Consider the following 16,137-nt stretch of genomic DNA (forward strand, 5'->3'; position numbering starts at 1 on the left):
CTAGCGGGCTGCTCCGCCAGGAGCGCGCAGCCGCGCACCGTGGGCTGCGCGTAGTCTGTGCCGGTGGCTGATCTCCTCGTCTGGATCGACTGTGAGATGACCGGGTTGGACCTCGGCAGGGACAAACTGATCGAGGTCGCGGCTCTGGTCACCGACCCGGATCTCAACGTGCTCGGTGACGGTGTCGACGTGGTGATCCACGCGGACGAGGCGGCGCTGGCGGCGATGCCGGAGATCGTCCAGACGATGCACGCCAAGTCCGGGCTGACCGAGGAGGTCCGCCGCTCGACGGTGACCCTGGCCGAGGCGGAGGACCTGGTGCTCGACTACGTCAGCACCTTCGTGAAGGACCCGCGTACCGCCCCGCTCTGCGGCAACTCGATCGCCACCGACCGGGGCTTCATCGCCCGGGACATGCCCCGGCTCGACAACCACCTGCACTACCGCATGATCGACGTCTCGTCGATCAAGGAGCTGTGCCGCCGCTGGTATCCCCGGGTGTACTTCGGCCAGCCCGCGAAGGGGCTGGCGCACCGGGCGCTGGCCGACATCCGGGAGAGCATCCGGGAGCTGGAGTACTACCGTCGGACGCTCTTCGTACCGCTGCCCGGCCCGGACGTGGAGAGCGCCAAGGCGATCGCCGCCCAGCTCTGAGCCGGGCGGGCCCGCCTCGGGCAACCCGGTGGACGTGGCCGCCCCGCATGTGGGTATTATTTCCCCGCACCCCGCCCGGGGCGTTCGACCGGGTGCGGCGGCATGGTGGCTGTAGCTCAGTTGGCAGAGCACCGGGTTGTGGTCCCGGTTGTCGTGGGTTCAATTCCCATCAGTCACCCGGCTAAGGGATCTACAGATCCGCAGGTCAGGCCCCCTCTTCGGAGGGGGTCTGCTGCATAGTAGGGGAACTCACACGCCGGACTCGCTGTCGTGGCGTCCACCGTTCGGCCGGCGAACGCGATGGTGTCGTCGGCATATGCCACGACGGGCAGGCCCCGCAGCCGTACCGAACCGGGTGTCTTCCGGCAGCATGAACGACAACCAGAACGACTCGTCAGGGCCAACCAGATGGGCCACCAGCCAACCCCCGCGTGACTCAGTCGGCGCCTACGCGTTGTGCCTGTGTCGGCTGGACCGCCAACCAGCCAGAACTACGGGGGGTTCATGTTGACGGTGTCGGTGGTGACCGGCCTGGTAGTCCAGGCCGTGACCGTGATCGGTGTGCACGCGGTCGTACGCGGTGAATGGCTACGCCGGCCCGGCGCGCTCCTGCTCGCCGCGGCCGTCGTGTTCCACGGCGTCACCGAAGTCATGCAGGCCCTCTGGCCCGACCGGAACGTCTTCCGCACCTTTGTCGACCAGAAACTCATCGACGACTGGGTGCTGCTAGTCTCCGTCGCCATCGCCGCCTACGGGATCGGCTATGCGGCCGTCGTCGCCCGGGAGCGGAAGAAACACCGGCCCGCGCATACCCACCACGACGCCGGGCTGGCTGGGCTGCGGCTGCCGTGGCTCCTCGCCCTCGTCATACCCCTGCTCGCCGCCACCTGGTCCGGCAACGGGGCGCTGCAACCCCTCGCCCCCGCTCAAGCCGGCCTGGAAACCCCCGAACGGCAAGGCATCATGGTCGACCTCGCTAGCGGGTTCCTCGTGCCCCTCATCGCGGTGACCGGCGCCGTGATTCTCGTGCGCTACGGCATCCGCTGGGTTATTCCCGTCCTCGCCGTCGAGTGCGCACTGCTCGCCCTAGCCGGCACCCGAGCGATGATCGTCATCGGATGCGTGCTCACCCTGTCCGCCGCCGCCCTACACGACGTGAAACCCACCCGGCGGCAGGTCGCCTCGATCGTCCTCGTCGCTGCGGCGTTCACCGCGCTGATCTCCGCGACGCGGTCAACCTCCGGCCGGGAGGCGTTCGACGCAGGTCAAGACGGCAACGCCCGCCTCGAGGCCCTCACCAAAGGCGCCGGGGCGATCCACACCGAGCGCAGCCGCGAAGCGATCGTCAACGACGTCGTCTACCGCTTCGATGGGAACACCTTCGGCGCGATCATCCTCGGCAGCCTCAATGGCCACACCCAGCCCGTCGGCCTGGAAACCATGAGCAACAACCTTGAGATGCAGGTGCCGAGCCTGCTATCACCGGAGAAGGTGGAAAGCCGCAGCCTTGAGGAACGCAGCGAGGAGGCCTATCTCGGATTGGTGTTCGGCCTCGACCAGTACGTCGACTGGCTACCCACCATCTTCGGCACGGTGGTGGCGTACTTCGGGCCCGTCGGTCTGATCTTCCTCGCCCTGCTGCTCGGCCTGGCCATCGGCTCCGCGGAGGCCGCCGCGCTGCGGGCCGTGACGATCGTTCGGGTCACGTTCGCCGTTGGCCTCGCCCAGTGCGCCCTGCTCTACGGCTCAGGCCCGCAGGCTGTCATCACCACCCTGCGGCTGGTGCTGGTCCTCGCTGCCGTGCTGTGGGTGGTCAGCTGGTTGCGACTGAGCGCAGGACGCGTGGCAGCCAGCCGGACGGCATCGCCCGCGCGACGTGTCAGACCCACCACTCCCGGGCGTACGGAACGACCGCAGCCAGCGTGGCTGGCCGGATCGTGAACACACCCGACGACGTCAACTGGCTGGCTCACGCACCAATGCCGCTCCGTCTCCGACAACGCGGCGCGGCCTACGAATTTCGCGTACGTCACCGAGTATTCATCCGCCTGTTTCGAGCGGACCACACGGGCGAAAGTGCCCCTGTCGGGGATCAGCCGGCGGCTTGATCACGGGGCGATCACGGTCATCGGCGGGCCGTACGGGCACCTGCTGCCGCAGGTCGACGCGGGGATCCTCACCGCGGTCGGCCGGGAAGCTGGAGCACGTTGACCCGGACATGGTTGAAGCCGAGTTAGGGGATGAGTTGGCCGAGGATGGGATCGGGGAGAGGTAGGGGAATTCCCCTACCCCGCGATGCCCGTTGACTCTCGCCGCTCCCCGGCATGTGCAGGTCGGCGGCCGTGCCGATCCGCTGACCAGGGCGTAAAGGCGGGTTCAATTCCCATCAGTCACCCGGCACACGGAAGCCCCCTCCTCGCGGAGGGGGCTTCCGTCGTTGCGGGCCGCCGGGCGGCCCGGCCGCTCAGGCGGTCGGGCTGGTGCTCGGCGTGGTGTCGGGGTCCGGGGTGGTGTCGGTCCCCGGCTCGGCCGGCGGCTCGTACGGCACGGCGCTGCCCTTGACGTACTCGTCCCAGCTCATGTTCCAGTCGGTCCAGCCGTTGCCGTTCTGCAGCTTGCGCTCGGTGCCCTTCACGGTGATCGGGTCGCCGATCCGGGTGTTGCTGAAGAGCCAGGCGCCGTTGGCCATCGAGACGTTCACGCAGCCGTGCGAGACGTTGACGCTGCCCTGCTGCCCCTCGGACCACGGGGCGGCGTGGATGAACTCGCCGCCCCAGGTGAGCCGCTGGGCATAGTCGATCTTCGTGCGGTAGCCGTCCTCCGGGCCGAGCTCCTCGAAGGTGTCGAAGACCGTCTTGCGCAGCTTCTCGATCACCACCATGGTGCCGCTCGACGACGGAGTGCTCTTCTTGCCGAGGCTGACCGGGATCGTCTTGATCACCGAGCCGTTACGGGTGACCGTCATCCGCTTGGTCTTGTTGTCGACCGTCATGATCAGGGACGGGCCGATCGTGATGTCCACGGTGAGGTCGGCGCGGCCGTACCAGCCGTTGCCCATCGGCAGGCCGCCGGCCTGAACCCGGTAGGAGATCTTGGTGTTGGCCTTCCAGAACGCCTTGGGCCGGTAGCGGATCTCGGTGGGGCTCACCCAGTGCCAGATGCCCTCCTGGGCGGGCGTCGAGGTGACCGTCATCCGGCGCTGCACGTCGTCGCGGTAGTCCTCGGGCACCGCCCGGCTGAACTTGACGATCAGCGGCATGCCGACGCCGACCACCTGGCCGTCGCCGAGGAAGCTGCTCACCCGGATCTGGTTGTCGGGCTTGGCCATCGTGGTGAAGTTGCTGGTCGCCGTCGCGGGACGGCCGTCGTCACCGGTCGCGGTCACGGTGGCGGTGTACGCCTCGCCGTACTTCAACGCACCCGTCGGCAGCCAGCTCTTGCCGTCGGCGCCGAGGGTGCCCTCGACCGCCGTGCCGGCGGAGTCCTTCACCTCGATGGCGGTCTCCACCGCGTCCTTCGTGGTGAAGGTGATGCCGGTCGAGGCCGGCACGTCCTTCGCATCGGCCTGCGGCTCGCTGATGGTCGCCGCGGCCTTCGGGGCGGGACTCTCCCCGCCGCCCTGCCACGAGGACGGCTTCCCGCCGTCGCCGTCGGTGCAGGCGGAGGTCAGTGCCATCGTGACGGCGAGCAACCCCGCCGCGAAGAGGCGACGCCGCCCTCGGGGCCGGCTGCCGCGCCGTCCGATCAGCTGGTCCTGGTCAGCTCGCATGATGTCCTCACAGTCGTGGTCCCCCGCATCGCCCATCCTCTCTCACAGACGCACCAGTACTGGTACCCGTTGCAGAGGGTGAAACGAAACACTGCACCGCATGATGCCGGAATATTGATAGAATCCGACAATTTGTGAGGTCGGCTCGGATCAGCGCGACCGTACGGGGCCTGACCAGGCCCGGGACAGCCCGCTGGCGCGACTCCCTGGCGTCGGCCGTGGCCGCCGGCCCGGAACGCGGGCCGGCGCCGTCGGCCGGGTCAGACAGCCGGACCGGCACCGCCCTCGGGCACCGGCAGAGCGCTGCCCTTCACGAACTCCGACCAGCTCAGGCTCCACGCGGTCCAACCGTTGCCGGCGGCCAGCTTGCGCTCGGTGCCCTTGACGGTGATCGGGTCACCGACCTTGGTCTTTCCGAAGAGCCACCGGGCGTTGGCCATGGAGACGTTGACGCAGCCGTGCGAGACGTTCTGCCGGCCCTGGACGTGCTCGGACCAGGGTGCGGCGTGGATGTACTCGCCACCCCAGGTCAGCCGCTGGGCGAAGTCGATCTCGGTGACGTAGCGGTTCGAGGGATCGGGATCGTCACGGGTGTCGAAGACCGTGGACTCCTTCTTCTCCATCACCACCATCGTGCCGCTGGAGGAAGGGGTGCTCTTCTTGCCGAGGCTCACCGGCAGGGTCCGGACCAGCTTGCCGTCCTCGTACACGCTCATCTGCTTGGTGGAGTTGTCCACCTTCATCACGAAGGACTGGCCGATCTTGCCGGTCGCCTTGCGGTCCACGTCGCCGTACCGGCCGTTGCTCAGCGGGACGCCGGCCAGCGCGATCCGGACGGTGATGGTGGTGCCCGGCTTCCAGTACTCCGGCGCCCGGTAGTAGGCCTGGGTGCCGTTCGCCACCCAGTGCCACGCCCCCGGCTGCGGCGGGTCGGTCCGGACGAACATCCGCTTCTGCACCGCCGCCCGGTCCTTCTTCGGGATGCCCGGGTGGAACTCGGTGACCACCGGCATGGCCACCCCGTAGGTCTTGTCGTCGAAGAGGTAGAGCCCGGAGCCGATGGTGGACTTCGGCTTCTTCATCGTGGTGAAGGTGCTGGTGCCCTGGCTGGTCGCCCCGTCGGCACCGGTCGAGGTCACGGTCGCGGTGTAGCGCACGCCGTACTTCAGCGGGCTGTTCGGCACCCACGACGAGCCGTCGGTGCGCAACTTCCCCTCGACCTTGGCACCCTCGGCGGTGGTCAGGGTGACCTGGGACACCTTGCTGCCGTCCGGCAGCTTGGCGCTGATCTCCGTGCTGACCGGCTTGTTCTTCGCCCCGTCCGCCGGGGCGAGGGTCAGCGGCGGCCCGCTCGGCGTCGCCGGATCGGCCGTGCCGCTGGCCGCGTCGACGCTCGCGCTCGGCGAAGCCCCGCCGACGAAGGACGGCTTCTTCGAATCGTTGCCGCAGCCGGTCAGAGCCAGCGACGCCGCCAGGGTCAGGACGCCCAGCACCGCCCCGGCCCGCGTGAACCTGCCCATCCCCACCTCTGTTCTCGCGTACCTGGCGGACATCGTGCCGTATCTCTGGCGTTCCTCAGGACCCACGGCTCTCGGAGCGGGGCGCTTTAGACCATTTGCCCGTTAAGCTCGCCCGAAGGGTGGAGCCGGGTATCGGATTGGAACCCCACTCAGGGGCCGTGCTAAGGTTTTCCCCGTTGCCAACGAGCGCCGCTAGCTCAACTGGCAGAGCAGCGGACTCTTAATCCGCGGGTTCGGGGTTCGAGTCCCTGGCGGCGCACCAGCAATCATCTGGGCATTCATCCCTCGTGGGTGGGTGCCCAGATGTCGTTTCAGCGCGAGTGACAGCAACGGCGTCACTCATCAGCGCCATCACCTGTCCCAGGCTCAGTGAGCGCCGCGTCCATGTGTCCTGCGGCCTCCTGCTGCATCGCCGGCATGACGTGCCCGTAGATGTTCTTGGTCACCGCGATCTGCGAGTGCCCGAGGATGTCCATGACGACTCGTGGCGACACGCCTGCGGCTAGCAGCAGCGCCGCGCAGGTGTGCCGCAGGTCATGAACGCGGATTGTCGTCGTCAACCAGCCACCAACGATGGCAGACCGAGACGCCCCGTGAGCAGTGTCGAAGGCCGTTTCCGCTGGTGGCGACGCAGCCGCCCTTAGTTCCGCTTCAATGTATGACGGTCATCGGTACGGTCCAAGCGTGTGCCGGCGCCCTGGCCGCTCGGAAGGAGATCAGGGCGCGTAGCTAGGACCGGCGACGGTCTCAGCGATGCGGGTCAGGTCTCGTCCGGTACTTGGATCGCGCCAGCGTTACCGCTCTCACCGCCCATGTCGATGAAGCGGACGAAATCGGCGCGCGGAGGACAGTCATCACGCGACCATGGGCGGATGGGGCCAGCATCGGAGCCGGCGCAGACCGGGGGCATCCTGCGCGGCGAGGAGGACGCCCAGCAGGCCAGCTTCCTGGAGCTGTTCTTCGACCTGGTGTTGGTCTTCGCCCTGGTCGGGGTCGTCAGCCGGATGGTGCCGGACCTTCTCTCCGACAACGTGGGCGTGCGCTGGCTGTCGCTGCTGTACACGGTCGTTCTGGCCCTGCCATTGCTGTGGCTGTGGACGACCACCGCGTACGTCACCAGCCGGTTCGACTACCGCAACCGCTGGATTCAGCTGCTGGTCCTGGTCAGTGCGTTCGGCCTGCTGATCATGGCGACGTCCCTGTACGAGTTCGAGCAACGCGGCGCCGCCTTCGCCGTTGTGTACGTGGTGTTGCACATCGGACGTCCCTTGGTGCTCCGGCCGTTGTTACGGGAGCACGAGAAGGTGCGGGCGCTCTACACCCGCCTGGCCATCTGGGCCAGCATCTCCGGCGTCATCTGGCTCGCCGGGGCGGCGATGGGTGGAAACCACCGGTTGGCCCTGTGGTCGATCGCCATCACCGTGGACATGGTCGTGGCGCGGATCAGATGGCCGGTACCCGGCATGGGCCGACCACCGAGCAGCGCGTGGGCGATGGCCAGCAGCCGATACCTCCCCGAGCGCTACCAGCAACTGTTGCTGATCGCCCTCGGCGAGACGGTGCTGTCCATAGGCCTCGCCTACGCCAGTCACCCCGCCACGCTCGCCGCAAAGGCGGCCCTGGTGGTCACATTCGTGACGTCCGTGTTGATGTGGCGGATCTACTTCTATCGCGCCGGCCAAGTGCTGGCCGAGGCGGTCGAGATGTCGTCGAACCGGGCAGTTGCCGGCGGGATCGTCGGCGTGGCCCATCTGCTCATGGTGCTCGGCATCACCTTGGCCGCGGCTGGCTCGGAAATCGTGTTGGCGCATCCCTCCGGGCCCTCCGTGCCGGCCTGGCTCGCGGTCATCCTCGGCGGGCCGGCGCTCTTCCTGTTCGGCCGCAGTCGGCTGGAACGGGTCGTCTTCAACCGGCTCGCCGTGCGCCGCCTCGTCGGCATCGGCGTTCTGGTCCTGCTGGCGCCACCGTTGTTCTTCGGTCCGCCGCTGCTCGCCGCCATCGCCGCTGCGGTCGTGCTGCTCGGGGTCGCCGTTGCGGACGCCCGACGCGCCGCCGGGCGCCCACTGGAGGCCCCGTCCCCGTCTGCCTAGCGCAGCGGTCGGCATTCAGTCCGCGAGAGGTCCACGGACGGCCGGCGAGTGGTGAGAGACGCCGAAAGGTGTTTCCGTTGCTAGGAGCCCATCCGCGCCGCTTGCCGGGTCGCCCGTTCTTGATCTCATATCGCGCAGGTCGTGGCGACAGCAACCGAGGCCCGTTCCACCAGCCACAGGCAGGGCTCGACCGTCACGACGGCCGGGCCAGGCGGCGCCGGGCCGTCGGTCGGTGTATGCCTCTTAATCCGCGGGTTCGGGGTCCGAGTCCCTGGCGGCGCACCAGCAATCATCTGGGCATTCATCCCTCGTGGGTGGGTGCCCAGATGTCGTTTCGGCGCGTGACGTCCTCAGGTTGCGTGCTGCGACGCGGCGGCCGCCGGCGGCGATGGACACCGCGCCGGTCTTCTGCCTCTGCCCACTGGGGAGGCTGGCTCATGTTCCTGGCGCCGCGGTCTCGCTTGAGCACCTGGGCGCGCCCGATGATCTCGGCGTCGGCTGTCCCGCCCGAGCTGCCGCGCACGCGCGCGGGCGGGCGGGAGAGCACGCGGTGACGGCCGGTCTGGTGGGGCGTTGATGGACCGGCGCGCGGCGGCACCTACCCGTTCGTGAGCGGGCGGTGCCCGGAGCGTCTTCACCAGGGGGAACGCGCCGACGAGGGTCGAGCGGTTGCCGTGTGGGGACAGCGGATGGGCGGCCCGGCCGGCGGATCGCCGGCCGGACCGCCCATCAGGCCATCAGGACTTGCGTGTCCGGCGCAGGGAGAGGAAGAACATGAGCGCGCCCAGGGCGACCATCACACTTCCTACGCCCGTCACTGCCGGGACCAGGCTGCTACCGGTTACCGGCAGGACTCCGGAGTCGTCGCCGCGACCACCTGGGCCGCCGGGAGCGCCTGGGGCACCGGGAGCACCGGGACTGTCAGAGGCGCCGGGAGCACCGGGAGCGCCGGGAGCACCGGGAGCGCCGGGAGCACCGGGAGCGCCGGGAGCGCCGGGAGCGCCGGGAGCGCCGGGGGCGCCGGGGGCGCCGGGGGCGCCACTCGGTCCGGGCGGGCCAGTTGGTCCGGGCCCGCCGGTCGGTCCGGGCCCGCCGGTCGGTCCGGGCCCGCCGGTCGGTCCGGGCCCGCCGGTCGGTCCGGGCGGGCCGGTCGGACCGGGCGGGCCGGTCGGACCGGCGCAGAGCGGGGCGGTGATGGTGTTGGTGTCGAGGGTGACGGCGGCGGTTCGAGCGAGCGCCCGGCCCTGGAGCGTCGCGCCCGTGGCCATCGTGATCGACGCCTGAGCCATGATGGTGCCCACGAAGGTGGTTCCTGTGCCGATCGTCGCCGAGCTGCCGATCTTCCAGAACACGTTGCAGGGCGAAGCGCCGTTGATGAGGACGACGCTGCTGTTCGGCGCGGTGGTCAGCGCGGAGTCGACCTGGAAGATGAACACGGCCTGGGGGTTACCCTGAGCGTTGAGCGTCAACGTCCCGGTCAGCTGCGCGGCCCCGATCCGGTAGACCCCCGGGTTGAGGGTGTTGCCGCCAAGTTCCGCGGGCAGGTTGGTGAACGGGGTCCGGCCGGCGGCGTCATTGAACGCCGTGGTCAGGTCGGCTTGGGCCTGTAGCGCCACCGCGTCGCCGAGGTGGACCTCGCCGCCGATCGTCGCCGTCTCGAAGCCCGACGCGGTGTTTCCCGGGTACCTCCCGAGGCTCTGGCCCAAGAAGCTTTCGCCGGTGTTGGTGGGCTCGGCCCCGGCCAGTACGGAGAAGTTGCCGGCCGTCCCCAGGCCAACCGGCGCCTCCTGCGCGTTGGCAGCGGTCGCATTGAGGATCAGCAAGGTGGCGGCCACGGCGGCGGCTGCGGAAGCCGCAAGCGCCGGCAGAACTGCCCGCCGAAGGCGATGAATGGGTCTAACTTTCACAGAACACCCTCCGTGGGTACTACTCGCAGGAGGCGTCTCGAAGTCGCGTCCTGCCTGAAGCGGCGCAGATAACGTGCGGTGACCACAACACCACGCTCCGCTCACCAAAGTGGCGAAAACCGGACAATCCGCAAGGTTTCGCTTTGGAGGGAACGGGGTCGACGCCACCCACTGCGCGGCACTTATGCCGATGTGGAGCGACAGGGCGAACACCAGCGGCAGCGGGACCCGCGATCCGTACCCCGACCCGGAGGAGATCTCATATCCCCGCCTGGCCGAAGACCTCGTCCTGCTGCTGCTCTGCTCGTCCCCTGAGCGCGGACGGGAAGCCTGGCTGAACCGGGTCCGCCTAGCCGAAGCGGTGGATCTGGCCGCCCCGACTTCCGTACGGCGCCCAGCCGCGCTCGGTCAACGCCTCCGCGCCCCGAGCCGCGAACGACAGCCAGGCCGAGCGCAGCGAGCCGCCGCGATCGGCCACGTCCGTCCACAGTTGTCCGGCGAGCATCGGCGCCTGCGCCCAGGCGGCCTCGTCACCGAAGAGCCAGGGCAGGTCGCTGCAGTGGCAGGCCTGGTACGGCGAGGTCGAGCACGTCGCGTCGATGCGGTACGCGAAGACCCGGGCGCCGCCGCGGGCCAGCAGCCGGGCGAAGCGCAGCGTGGGCCGGGCGAAGACCGACCGGGTGGCCAGCGCGATGAGCCCGTTCTCGACGGCGCGCCCGACCAGCGGCACGCGCTGGGAGACCGGGCTGCCGGTGAGGAAGTACGCGATCTCGCGGCGGGTGGTGCCGAGCACGACCTCGAGTTCCGCGGCGCCCGTCCGGCAGGCGATCCGCCAGGCCTGTTCGTCCGGTAGCGGATCCACGCCGGCCACCGGCCCGTACACCGGGGCGAACCCCAGCCCGAGGCGCCCCGCCAGGTCCCGCTCGGCGAGTTGCTGCGCCGCGACCACTTCCGCCGGCGATGCTTCACGCGGATCCTGTCCGAGCCGGGCGAGAAACCGCTCCGCCACCCGTCCCGCCCTGGCTTCGCCGCCCAGCCCCAGCCCGAGCGGCGGGCTCTGCAACACCGCCCGGCGGAACAGCGGCCGCGCCTGCGCCACGCCGAGCAGGCAGGCGACCGAGTGGGCGCCCGACGACTGTCCGATCACGGTGATGTTCTCCGGGTCGCCGCCCAGCGCCGCGGCGTTGTCGCGGACCCAGCGCAGCGCCTCGATCTGGTCCAGCAGGCCCAGGTTGCCGGGGGAGATGCCCGGCACCCGCAGGTAGCCGAGCGCCCCGAGCCGGTAGTTGACGCTCACCACGACCGCGTCGCCCTCGCGGGCGAGCCGGTCGGTTCGGTAACGATCCCAGGAACCGGCGCCGGAGCGGTACGAGCCTCCGTGCAGCCAGACCAGCACCGGCCGTCGGGCCCGGTCGGCGGCCGGGGTCACGATCGTCAGATTGAGGCAGTCCTCGGACTGGCGGCCCACCTCCGACCAGCCGGCGGTCGCCACGGATCGGGTCGGTGGTTGCGGGCTGACGCCACCGTGCTCCAGCGCGTCGCGGATCCCGGACCAGGGTCGTTCGGGCACGGGTGGAGCGAACCGCTGCGCGGTGGCGTACCGGACGCCCCGCAGGATCGTCAGCCCGTCCGCGCGCCGGCCGCGCAGCGTGCCACCGCCTACGGTGACCAGCACGTCCGCCTCGACGTCACCGTTCGCGGCCGCGACGTTGCGGGTGACGGTGGTGCCATCGCTCGTGGCCGGCTCGAACGTCACTGCTGACCCTGCCTCTCAACGACGCCGCCACCCGCTGACGGCTGGACGGTGACGCCGCCGCCAGGGAGGCGAGGACCGCGCCACCCTAGCCTCGCCGGGAGCTGCGCGTCGGGCGGCGTCGGCGCCGGGAGACGCAGGTCATCGGGCGTCCGCCGGACCGACCGGGCCGCGGCCGGGTCATCCGGGCGCCCTCCTCGTGGCCCCGCGCAGCCCGAGCAGGGCGATGGCGGCCAGGACGATGACGCCGATGGTGTACTCGTCGGCGGTGCGGGGCAGGCCGCCGCCGTAGACCACCAGGAAGCCCGCGACGACGGCCGGCAGCCCGAGGCCGGCGTAGCAGACGATGTAGAGCAGGGAGAAGACGCTGGCGCGTTCGTGCGCCTCGACCAGCGGCATGACCGTCTTGAGGCTGCCCTGGAAGCCGCCACCGAAGCCGATACCGCTGATCGCGACGCCGAGGAAGAAAAGGCCGACGGAGTCGGTGTTGATCGACACCATGGTGACGACCATGCCCACGATCAGGGCGGCGATCCCGGTGAGCATCAGGGTTCGGGCGGGGGCGTTGCGCATCACGAGCACGGTGATGGACGAGATGCCGGCGAGGACGAAGAGGGCCACCCCGCCGAACACGATCGAGGTGGGTCCGATGGCGCGGACCAGCGCGGGACCGAGCGAGCCGAAGAAGCCGGCCAGCGACCAGGCGGCGAAGAGCACCGGTGCGACCACCAGAATCGGTCCGCGTACGTTGCGGGGCAGTTTGACGTCCGGTCGCAGGCTCTGCAGCGCTCCCTTCGTCGGGCTGATCGTCTCCGGCATCAGCGCGACCCCGACGCACTGGATCAGCAGGATCACCAGCAGGACGACGTACACCAGTCGCGTCGGCGCGGGCAGGAACTGCACGAGCAGCGCCGAGAGCAGCGCGCCGCCACCGGTCCCGATGCCCGGCGCGATGGAGTTGGCGAGCGTGCCGCGGGCACGGTTGATGTCGAGCATGGCGGCGCCGATGGCGCCGGTGGCGGCGCCGGCCGCCAGCCCCTGCACGATGCGGGCGGCCAGCAGGGTGGGTACGCCGTTGGCGAAGATGAAGATGACCAGCGAGATCATCTGGACCGCGATCGCGACGAACAGGACCGGTCGCCGTCCGACATGGTCGGAGAGCTTGCCGAACGTGAGCAGGGTCGCCAGCACCGCGACGGCGTAGATGGCGAAGACCACGGTGGTCGTGATCGGCGAGAAGTGCCAGTTCGTCTGGTAGGTCCCGTAGAGCGGGGTCGGCGCGGCCGACGAGGCCAGGAACGACACGAGGAGAGAGGCGAGCAGCAGCAGGGTGAGGTTCGGTGAGAGCCGGCCCCGTTGCGCGATACCCATGTCACCCGCTCCTGAAGTTGAGCCGCGGGCGGTTGCCCGCGGACGACCTGGGCGCCCTCCCGGTGACGGCAACCGCAGCGAAGTACCCGATGTGCTCGCCCACACGCGGCCTGGGCGACCCCGACCTGCGCCGGGACCGCCGGCTGCTGATCAGCAGGCATTGACGGACCACCGGCACCCGTTTGTCGCCGGTGGCTGCGGGTAGCCACGCTTCTCCGATCGGGAAGGACGGGGCATGGCCGAGCTGAAGTTCTTCGACAAGGTGGCCGCCCGGGCGAGCGTCCCGGACGACACCGCGCGCGCTCTGACCGAGGCCACCCTGCGCACCCTCGCGGAGCGCATCAGCGGCGGGGAGGCGGCCGACCTGGCCGGCCACGTGGCGCACGAGCTGCGTCCGCTGCTTGCCCGGGCCGCTCAGGAGGAGCCGGAGGTCTTCGCGTACGACGAGTTCCTCCGCCGGGTGGCGGAGCGCGCGGGGGTGGGGCCGCAGCTGGCCGAGCGGGGGGCGGGGGCCGTCCTGCAGACGCTGCACCGGGTGGTCGGGCATCGGGAGTTCGAGCGGGCGCTGGCGCAGCTGCCCACCGAGATCCAGGCGCTGGCGCAGCCGGTGCCGCAGGGCCCCTGACCGGAAGTCGAGGCGCCGTCAACTCATGGTTGACGCGACAGCAGCGTCAACCTATGGTTGACGCATGACGAATCCGGTGCCGCCTGCGAACTCCGTACGACTGGACGACCTGATCCAGGCGATCAAGAAGGCGCATGACCAGCCCCTCGACCAGCTCACCGACGCGGTCCTCGCCGCGGACCATCTCGGCGAGGTGGCCGACCACCTGATCGGGCACTTCGTGGACCAGGCGCGCCGGGCCGGCGCCTCCTGGACCGACATCGGCCGGAGCATGGGCGTGACCAAGCAGGCGGCGCAGAAGCGTTTCGTGCCCCGGCCCGCGGACGCCCCCCTGGACCCGCAGGAGGGCTTCAGCCGGTTCACCCCGCGCGCCCGCAGCGTGGTGATCGCCGCGCAGAGCAAGGCGCGGGCCACCGGGCAGACCGAGATCCGCATTGAGCACCTGGTGCTGGGGCTGCTCACCGAGCCGGAGGCGCTCGCGGCCAAGGCGATCGTCGCGCAGGGCGTATCGCTGGAGCGGGTGCGCGAGGTCGCGACGGCCGTGCTGCCGCCGCCCACGTCGGGTGACATGCCGGAGCTGATCCCGTTCGACGCGCAGGCGAAGAAGGCGCTGGAGCTGACGTTCCGCGAGGCGCTGCGGCTGGGGCACAACTACATCGGCACCGAGCACATCCTGCTCGCCCTGCTGGAGTTGGGCGATGGGACGGGCGTGCTCGCCGGCCTCGGCGTCGACAAGGCCGCCACCGAGGCCGAGCTCATCGCGGCGCTCGACGCCGCCGTGCGGAAGCAGGACTGAGCCGGCGGCTCAGGGCGCGGTGGGGAAGCCGTAGCGGGTCACGTGCTCCGGGTCGTCCGGGTCGACCTGACGGATGCCGGCGTCGGCGAGGCGCTTGTTGACCTCGTCGAGCTGCTCCCGCACCAGCCGGGCCTCCTCCTCGGTGACCCGGCCCCGGTGCGGCTTCCCGGCGTGTTCGATGGTGGCGTAGTCGAGCCGCTCGGGGCCCTTGCGGGCCTTCGGCGGGCGGACCCGCTCGGCGGTCTTCAGCAGCTGCGCCATCGGCACGTCGGTGGCCATCGCGTCGAACTCGCTCGCGGTGAGCACCACCCGGCGGGGCTCGCCGCCGCCGTGCCGATCGTGGATCTCCACGACCGCCACGTCGAGCGCGGCGTCGTCGATGTTCTCCACCTCTGTCGGGGTCGCGTCCAGTTGCACGGGGCCGGCCACCAGGTCAGGGTGCTCCAGCACGACGACGCGGACCACCTCGTCGTCGGGCTGCAGGACCGTGCCGCTGAAGTCGGAGACGTGGATCGTCTTCTTGCCCATGCGCGGAGCTTCTCCTGTCGTCGGCCGGGATTCCGGACCAGAAGACGTTACCCGACAGGTGTGCGAAAGCCCTTGGTGGACGTGCGGGTGTGTCGCCGGCGTCAGCGGCTGTTGAGGCCGTGCCGGGCGGAGACGCCGGCCGGAAGCTTGTTCAGCTCGGCCCAGCCCTGCCCTTCGCCAGCCTGGCGGGCGCCCCGATAGGGCGGCTGGGCCGGGAACCGGCCGGCGCTCTCCGGGACCTCCCAGAGTCGGTCGGTGTCCTGCTGGAACCGGTCATTCGGCTGAATCGGCATGACCATACCGTCCCAAAGAAAGTTGTACATGTATGGAAATAGATATGACGCAGGACCTGAACGTCGGGTTCCGTTGCGGGGAAAGGAATCCGGCCGGGTCCGATCGGTAGGGCCCACCTACCCGTCCGGGGCCTTCGTCAATCCAGAGTCGGTGGGGAAAGTGACCGCCGTCGCTGGCGTCATACCCCCGGGGGGTATATGGTTCGCGGCATGGAGAACGCGAACCTCACCCGGATGGCCATCGCCGCGACCCTGCACTGCCTCACCGGCTGCGCGATCGGCGAGGTGCTCGGCATGGTCATCGGCACCGCGCTCGGCTGGCCCGACCTCGGCACCGTCGCGCTGGCGGTCGCGCTGGCCTTCGTCTTCGGCTACGCCCTCACCGTCCGCCCGGTGCTCCGCTCGGGTCTGCCGCTGCGCACCGCGATCCGGGTGGCGCTCGTCGCCGACACGGTGAGCATCGCGGTGATGGAGGTGGTCGACAACGGGGTCATGCTGCTCGTGCCGGGAGCGATGGCCGCCGGGCTGGCCGAGCCGCTGTTCTGGGGCAGCCTCGCCGGTGCGCTGGCGGTGGCCTTCCTGGTCACCGTGCCGGTCAACCGCGCCCTGATCGCCCGCGGACGAGGGCACGCGGTGACCCACGTCCACCACCACGGCGCCGAGCATCCGGCCGAGGCCGACCACCGCGTCCCGGACCCCGGCATGCCGATCTCGGGCGCCGGCAGCCCGACGCCGGGTGAGCCGCGGCCGGCGGACGACGCATCCACCGCGCACCACCGGCACTGACCGGATCCGCCCGTCCCGGCCGCCGTGCCCGGCGTACGGTGATCG

General features: G+C 70.3%; 14 protein-coding genes and 2 tRNA genes. 8 read left to right on the top strand and 8 right to left on the bottom strand.

Going from position 1 to position 16,137, the window contains the following annotated elements; all coding sequences use genetic code 11:
• The first annotated feature begins 57 nt into the window (after nt 1-57).
• The 3 genes from orn (at nt 58) to AB0C04_RS12445 (ending at nt 2,595) form a co-directional block, all read left to right on the top strand.
• Nucleotides 58-654 carry an oligoribonuclease gene (gene orn, locus AB0C04_RS12435; RefSeq protein ID WP_357052399.1) on the top strand — a complete coding sequence of 199 codons (597 nt, stop codon included), beginning with the start codon at nt 58-60 and terminating at the stop codon, nt 652-654.
• A 105-nt stretch (nt 655-759) separates the two neighbouring features.
• A tRNA-His gene (locus AB0C04_RS12440) sits at nt 760-832 on the top strand.
• A gap of 326 nt (nt 833-1,158) precedes the next feature.
• The gene (locus AB0C04_RS12445) at nt 1,159-2,595 is read left to right on the top strand and encodes a hypothetical protein (RefSeq protein WP_357052402.1); all 1,437 of its coding nucleotides are present in this window, start codon (nt 1,159-1,161) and stop codon (nt 2,593-2,595) included.
• Between the two features lie 523 nt (nt 2,596-3,118).
• On the opposite strand, the gene AB0C04_RS12450 is transcribed toward AB0C04_RS12445, so the two are convergent.
• Both AB0C04_RS12450 and AB0C04_RS12455 read right to left on the bottom strand, forming a co-directional pair.
• Nucleotides 3,119-4,423: an Ig-like domain-containing protein gene (locus tag AB0C04_RS12450; RefSeq protein WP_357052405.1), complete on the bottom strand. Its 1,305-nt coding sequence runs from the start codon at nt 4,421-4,423 to the stop codon at nt 3,119-3,121.
• 260 nt (nt 4,424-4,683) lie between these two features.
• On the bottom strand, nt 4,684-5,943 hold the full coding sequence (locus AB0C04_RS12455; protein ID WP_357052408.1) for an Ig-like domain-containing protein: 1,260 nt from the start codon (nt 5,941-5,943) through the stop codon (nt 4,684-4,686).
• Nucleotides 5,944-6,129: 186 nt separating this feature from the next.
• Here AB0C04_RS12455 and AB0C04_RS12460 point away from each other — a divergent pair.
• Nucleotides 6,130-6,205: transfer RNA gene (locus AB0C04_RS12460), tRNA-Lys, on the top strand.
• A gap of 73 nt (nt 6,206-6,278) precedes the next feature.
• On the opposite strand, the gene AB0C04_RS12465 is transcribed toward AB0C04_RS12460, so the two are convergent.
• Nucleotides 6,279-6,503 (bottom strand): tyrosine-type recombinase/integrase, encoded by a 225-nt coding sequence (locus AB0C04_RS12465; protein WP_357052411.1) that lies wholly within the window; start codon nt 6,501-6,503, stop codon nt 6,279-6,281.
• 312 nt (nt 6,504-6,815) lie between these two features.
• Between AB0C04_RS12465 and AB0C04_RS12470 the strand changes: the two genes are divergently transcribed.
• Nucleotides 6,816-8,033 (top strand): low temperature requirement protein A, encoded by a 1,218-nt coding sequence (locus AB0C04_RS12470; RefSeq protein WP_357052414.1) that lies wholly within the window; start codon nt 6,816-6,818, stop codon nt 8,031-8,033.
• A gap of 737 nt (nt 8,034-8,770) precedes the next feature.
• Here the strand turns inward: AB0C04_RS12470 and AB0C04_RS12475 are convergent.
• From AB0C04_RS12475 to AB0C04_RS12485, 3 genes are all read right to left on the bottom strand, one after another.
• Complete coding sequence (locus AB0C04_RS12475) at nt 8,771-9,868, bottom strand: ice-binding family protein (protein WP_357052416.1); 1,098 nt, start codon at nt 9,866-9,868, stop codon at nt 8,771-8,773.
• A gap of 421 nt (nt 9,869-10,289) precedes the next feature.
• A complete protein-coding gene (locus tag AB0C04_RS12480; protein ID WP_357052419.1) occupies nt 10,290-11,696 on the bottom strand; it encodes a carboxylesterase family protein in 1,407 nt (468 codons plus the stop codon).
• A gap of 177 nt (nt 11,697-11,873) precedes the next feature.
• The gene (locus AB0C04_RS12485) at nt 11,874-13,064 is read right to left on the bottom strand and encodes an MFS transporter (RefSeq protein ID WP_357052422.1); all 1,191 of its coding nucleotides are present in this window, start codon (nt 13,062-13,064) and stop codon (nt 11,874-11,876) included.
• A gap of 235 nt (nt 13,065-13,299) precedes the next feature.
• Here AB0C04_RS12485 and AB0C04_RS12490 point away from each other — a divergent pair, with 235 nt between their 5' ends.
• Both AB0C04_RS12490 and AB0C04_RS12495 read left to right on the top strand, forming a co-directional pair.
• On the top strand, nt 13,300-13,689 hold the full coding sequence (locus tag AB0C04_RS12490; protein WP_357052425.1) for a DUF2267 domain-containing protein: 390 nt from the start codon (nt 13,300-13,302) through the stop codon (nt 13,687-13,689).
• 64 nt (nt 13,690-13,753) lie between these two features.
• Complete coding sequence (locus AB0C04_RS12495; RefSeq protein WP_357052428.1) at nt 13,754-14,485, top strand: Clp protease N-terminal domain-containing protein; 732 nt, start codon at nt 13,754-13,756, stop codon at nt 14,483-14,485.
• 9 nt (nt 14,486-14,494) lie between these two features.
• On the opposite strand, the gene AB0C04_RS12500 is transcribed toward AB0C04_RS12495, so the two are convergent.
• Together AB0C04_RS12500 and AB0C04_RS12505 are read right to left on the bottom strand one after the other, a co-directional pair.
• The gene (locus tag AB0C04_RS12500; protein ID WP_357052431.1) at nt 14,495-15,013 is read right to left on the bottom strand and encodes a hypothetical protein; all 519 of its coding nucleotides are present in this window, start codon (nt 15,011-15,013) and stop codon (nt 14,495-14,497) included.
• A 101-nt stretch (nt 15,014-15,114) separates the two neighbouring features.
• A complete protein-coding gene (locus AB0C04_RS12505) occupies nt 15,115-15,306 on the bottom strand; it encodes a DNA repair protein (RefSeq protein ID WP_357052434.1) in 192 nt (63 codons plus the stop codon).
• Nucleotides 15,307-15,516: 210 nt separating this feature from the next.
• Between AB0C04_RS12505 and AB0C04_RS12510 the strand changes: the two genes are divergently transcribed.
• The gene (locus AB0C04_RS12510) at nt 15,517-16,092 is read left to right on the top strand and encodes a DUF4396 domain-containing protein (protein ID WP_357052437.1); all 576 of its coding nucleotides are present in this window, start codon (nt 15,517-15,519) and stop codon (nt 16,090-16,092) included.
• The last annotated feature ends 45 nt before the right edge of the window (nt 16,093-16,137 follow it).

The organism is Micromonospora sp. NPDC048909, from assembly GCF_040649635.1.
Taxonomy (GTDB): Bacteria; Actinomycetota; Actinomycetes; order Mycobacteriales; family Micromonosporaceae; genus Micromonospora.

What these genes read in the sequence shown, in the direction of transcription:
- AB0C04_RS12445 (WP_357052402.1), top strand. Translation starts at nt 1,159, where the DNA reads ATGTTGACGGTGTCGGTGGTGACCGGCCTGGTAGTCCAGGCCGTGACC.
- AB0C04_RS12450 (WP_357052405.1), bottom strand. Translation starts at nt 4,423, where the DNA reads ATGCGAGCTGACCAGGACCAGCTGATCGGACGGCGCGGCAGCCGGCCC.
- AB0C04_RS12455 (WP_357052408.1), bottom strand. Translation starts at nt 5,943, where the DNA reads ATGGGCAGGTTCACGCGGGCCGGGGCGGTGCTGGGCGTCCTGACCCTG.
- AB0C04_RS12470 (WP_357052414.1), top strand. Translation starts at nt 6,816, where the DNA reads ATGGGGCCAGCATCGGAGCCGGCGCAGACCGGGGGCATCCTGCGCGGC.
- AB0C04_RS12485 (WP_357052422.1), bottom strand. Translation starts at nt 13,064, where the DNA reads ATGGGTATCGCGCAACGGGGCCGGCTCTCACCGAACCTCACCCTGCTG.
- AB0C04_RS12490 (WP_357052425.1), top strand. Translation starts at nt 13,300, where the DNA reads ATGGCCGAGCTGAAGTTCTTCGACAAGGTGGCCGCCCGGGCGAGCGTC.
- AB0C04_RS12495 (WP_357052428.1), top strand. Translation starts at nt 13,754, where the DNA reads ATGACGAATCCGGTGCCGCCTGCGAACTCCGTACGACTGGACGACCTG.
- AB0C04_RS12500 (WP_357052431.1), bottom strand. Translation starts at nt 15,013, where the DNA reads ATGGGCAAGAAGACGATCCACGTCTCCGACTTCAGCGGCACGGTCCTG.
- AB0C04_RS12505 (WP_357052434.1), bottom strand. Translation starts at nt 15,306, where the DNA reads ATGCCGATTCAGCCGAATGACCGGTTCCAGCAGGACACCGACCGACTC.
- AB0C04_RS12510 (WP_357052437.1), top strand. Translation starts at nt 15,517, where the DNA reads ATGGAGAACGCGAACCTCACCCGGATGGCCATCGCCGCGACCCTGCAC.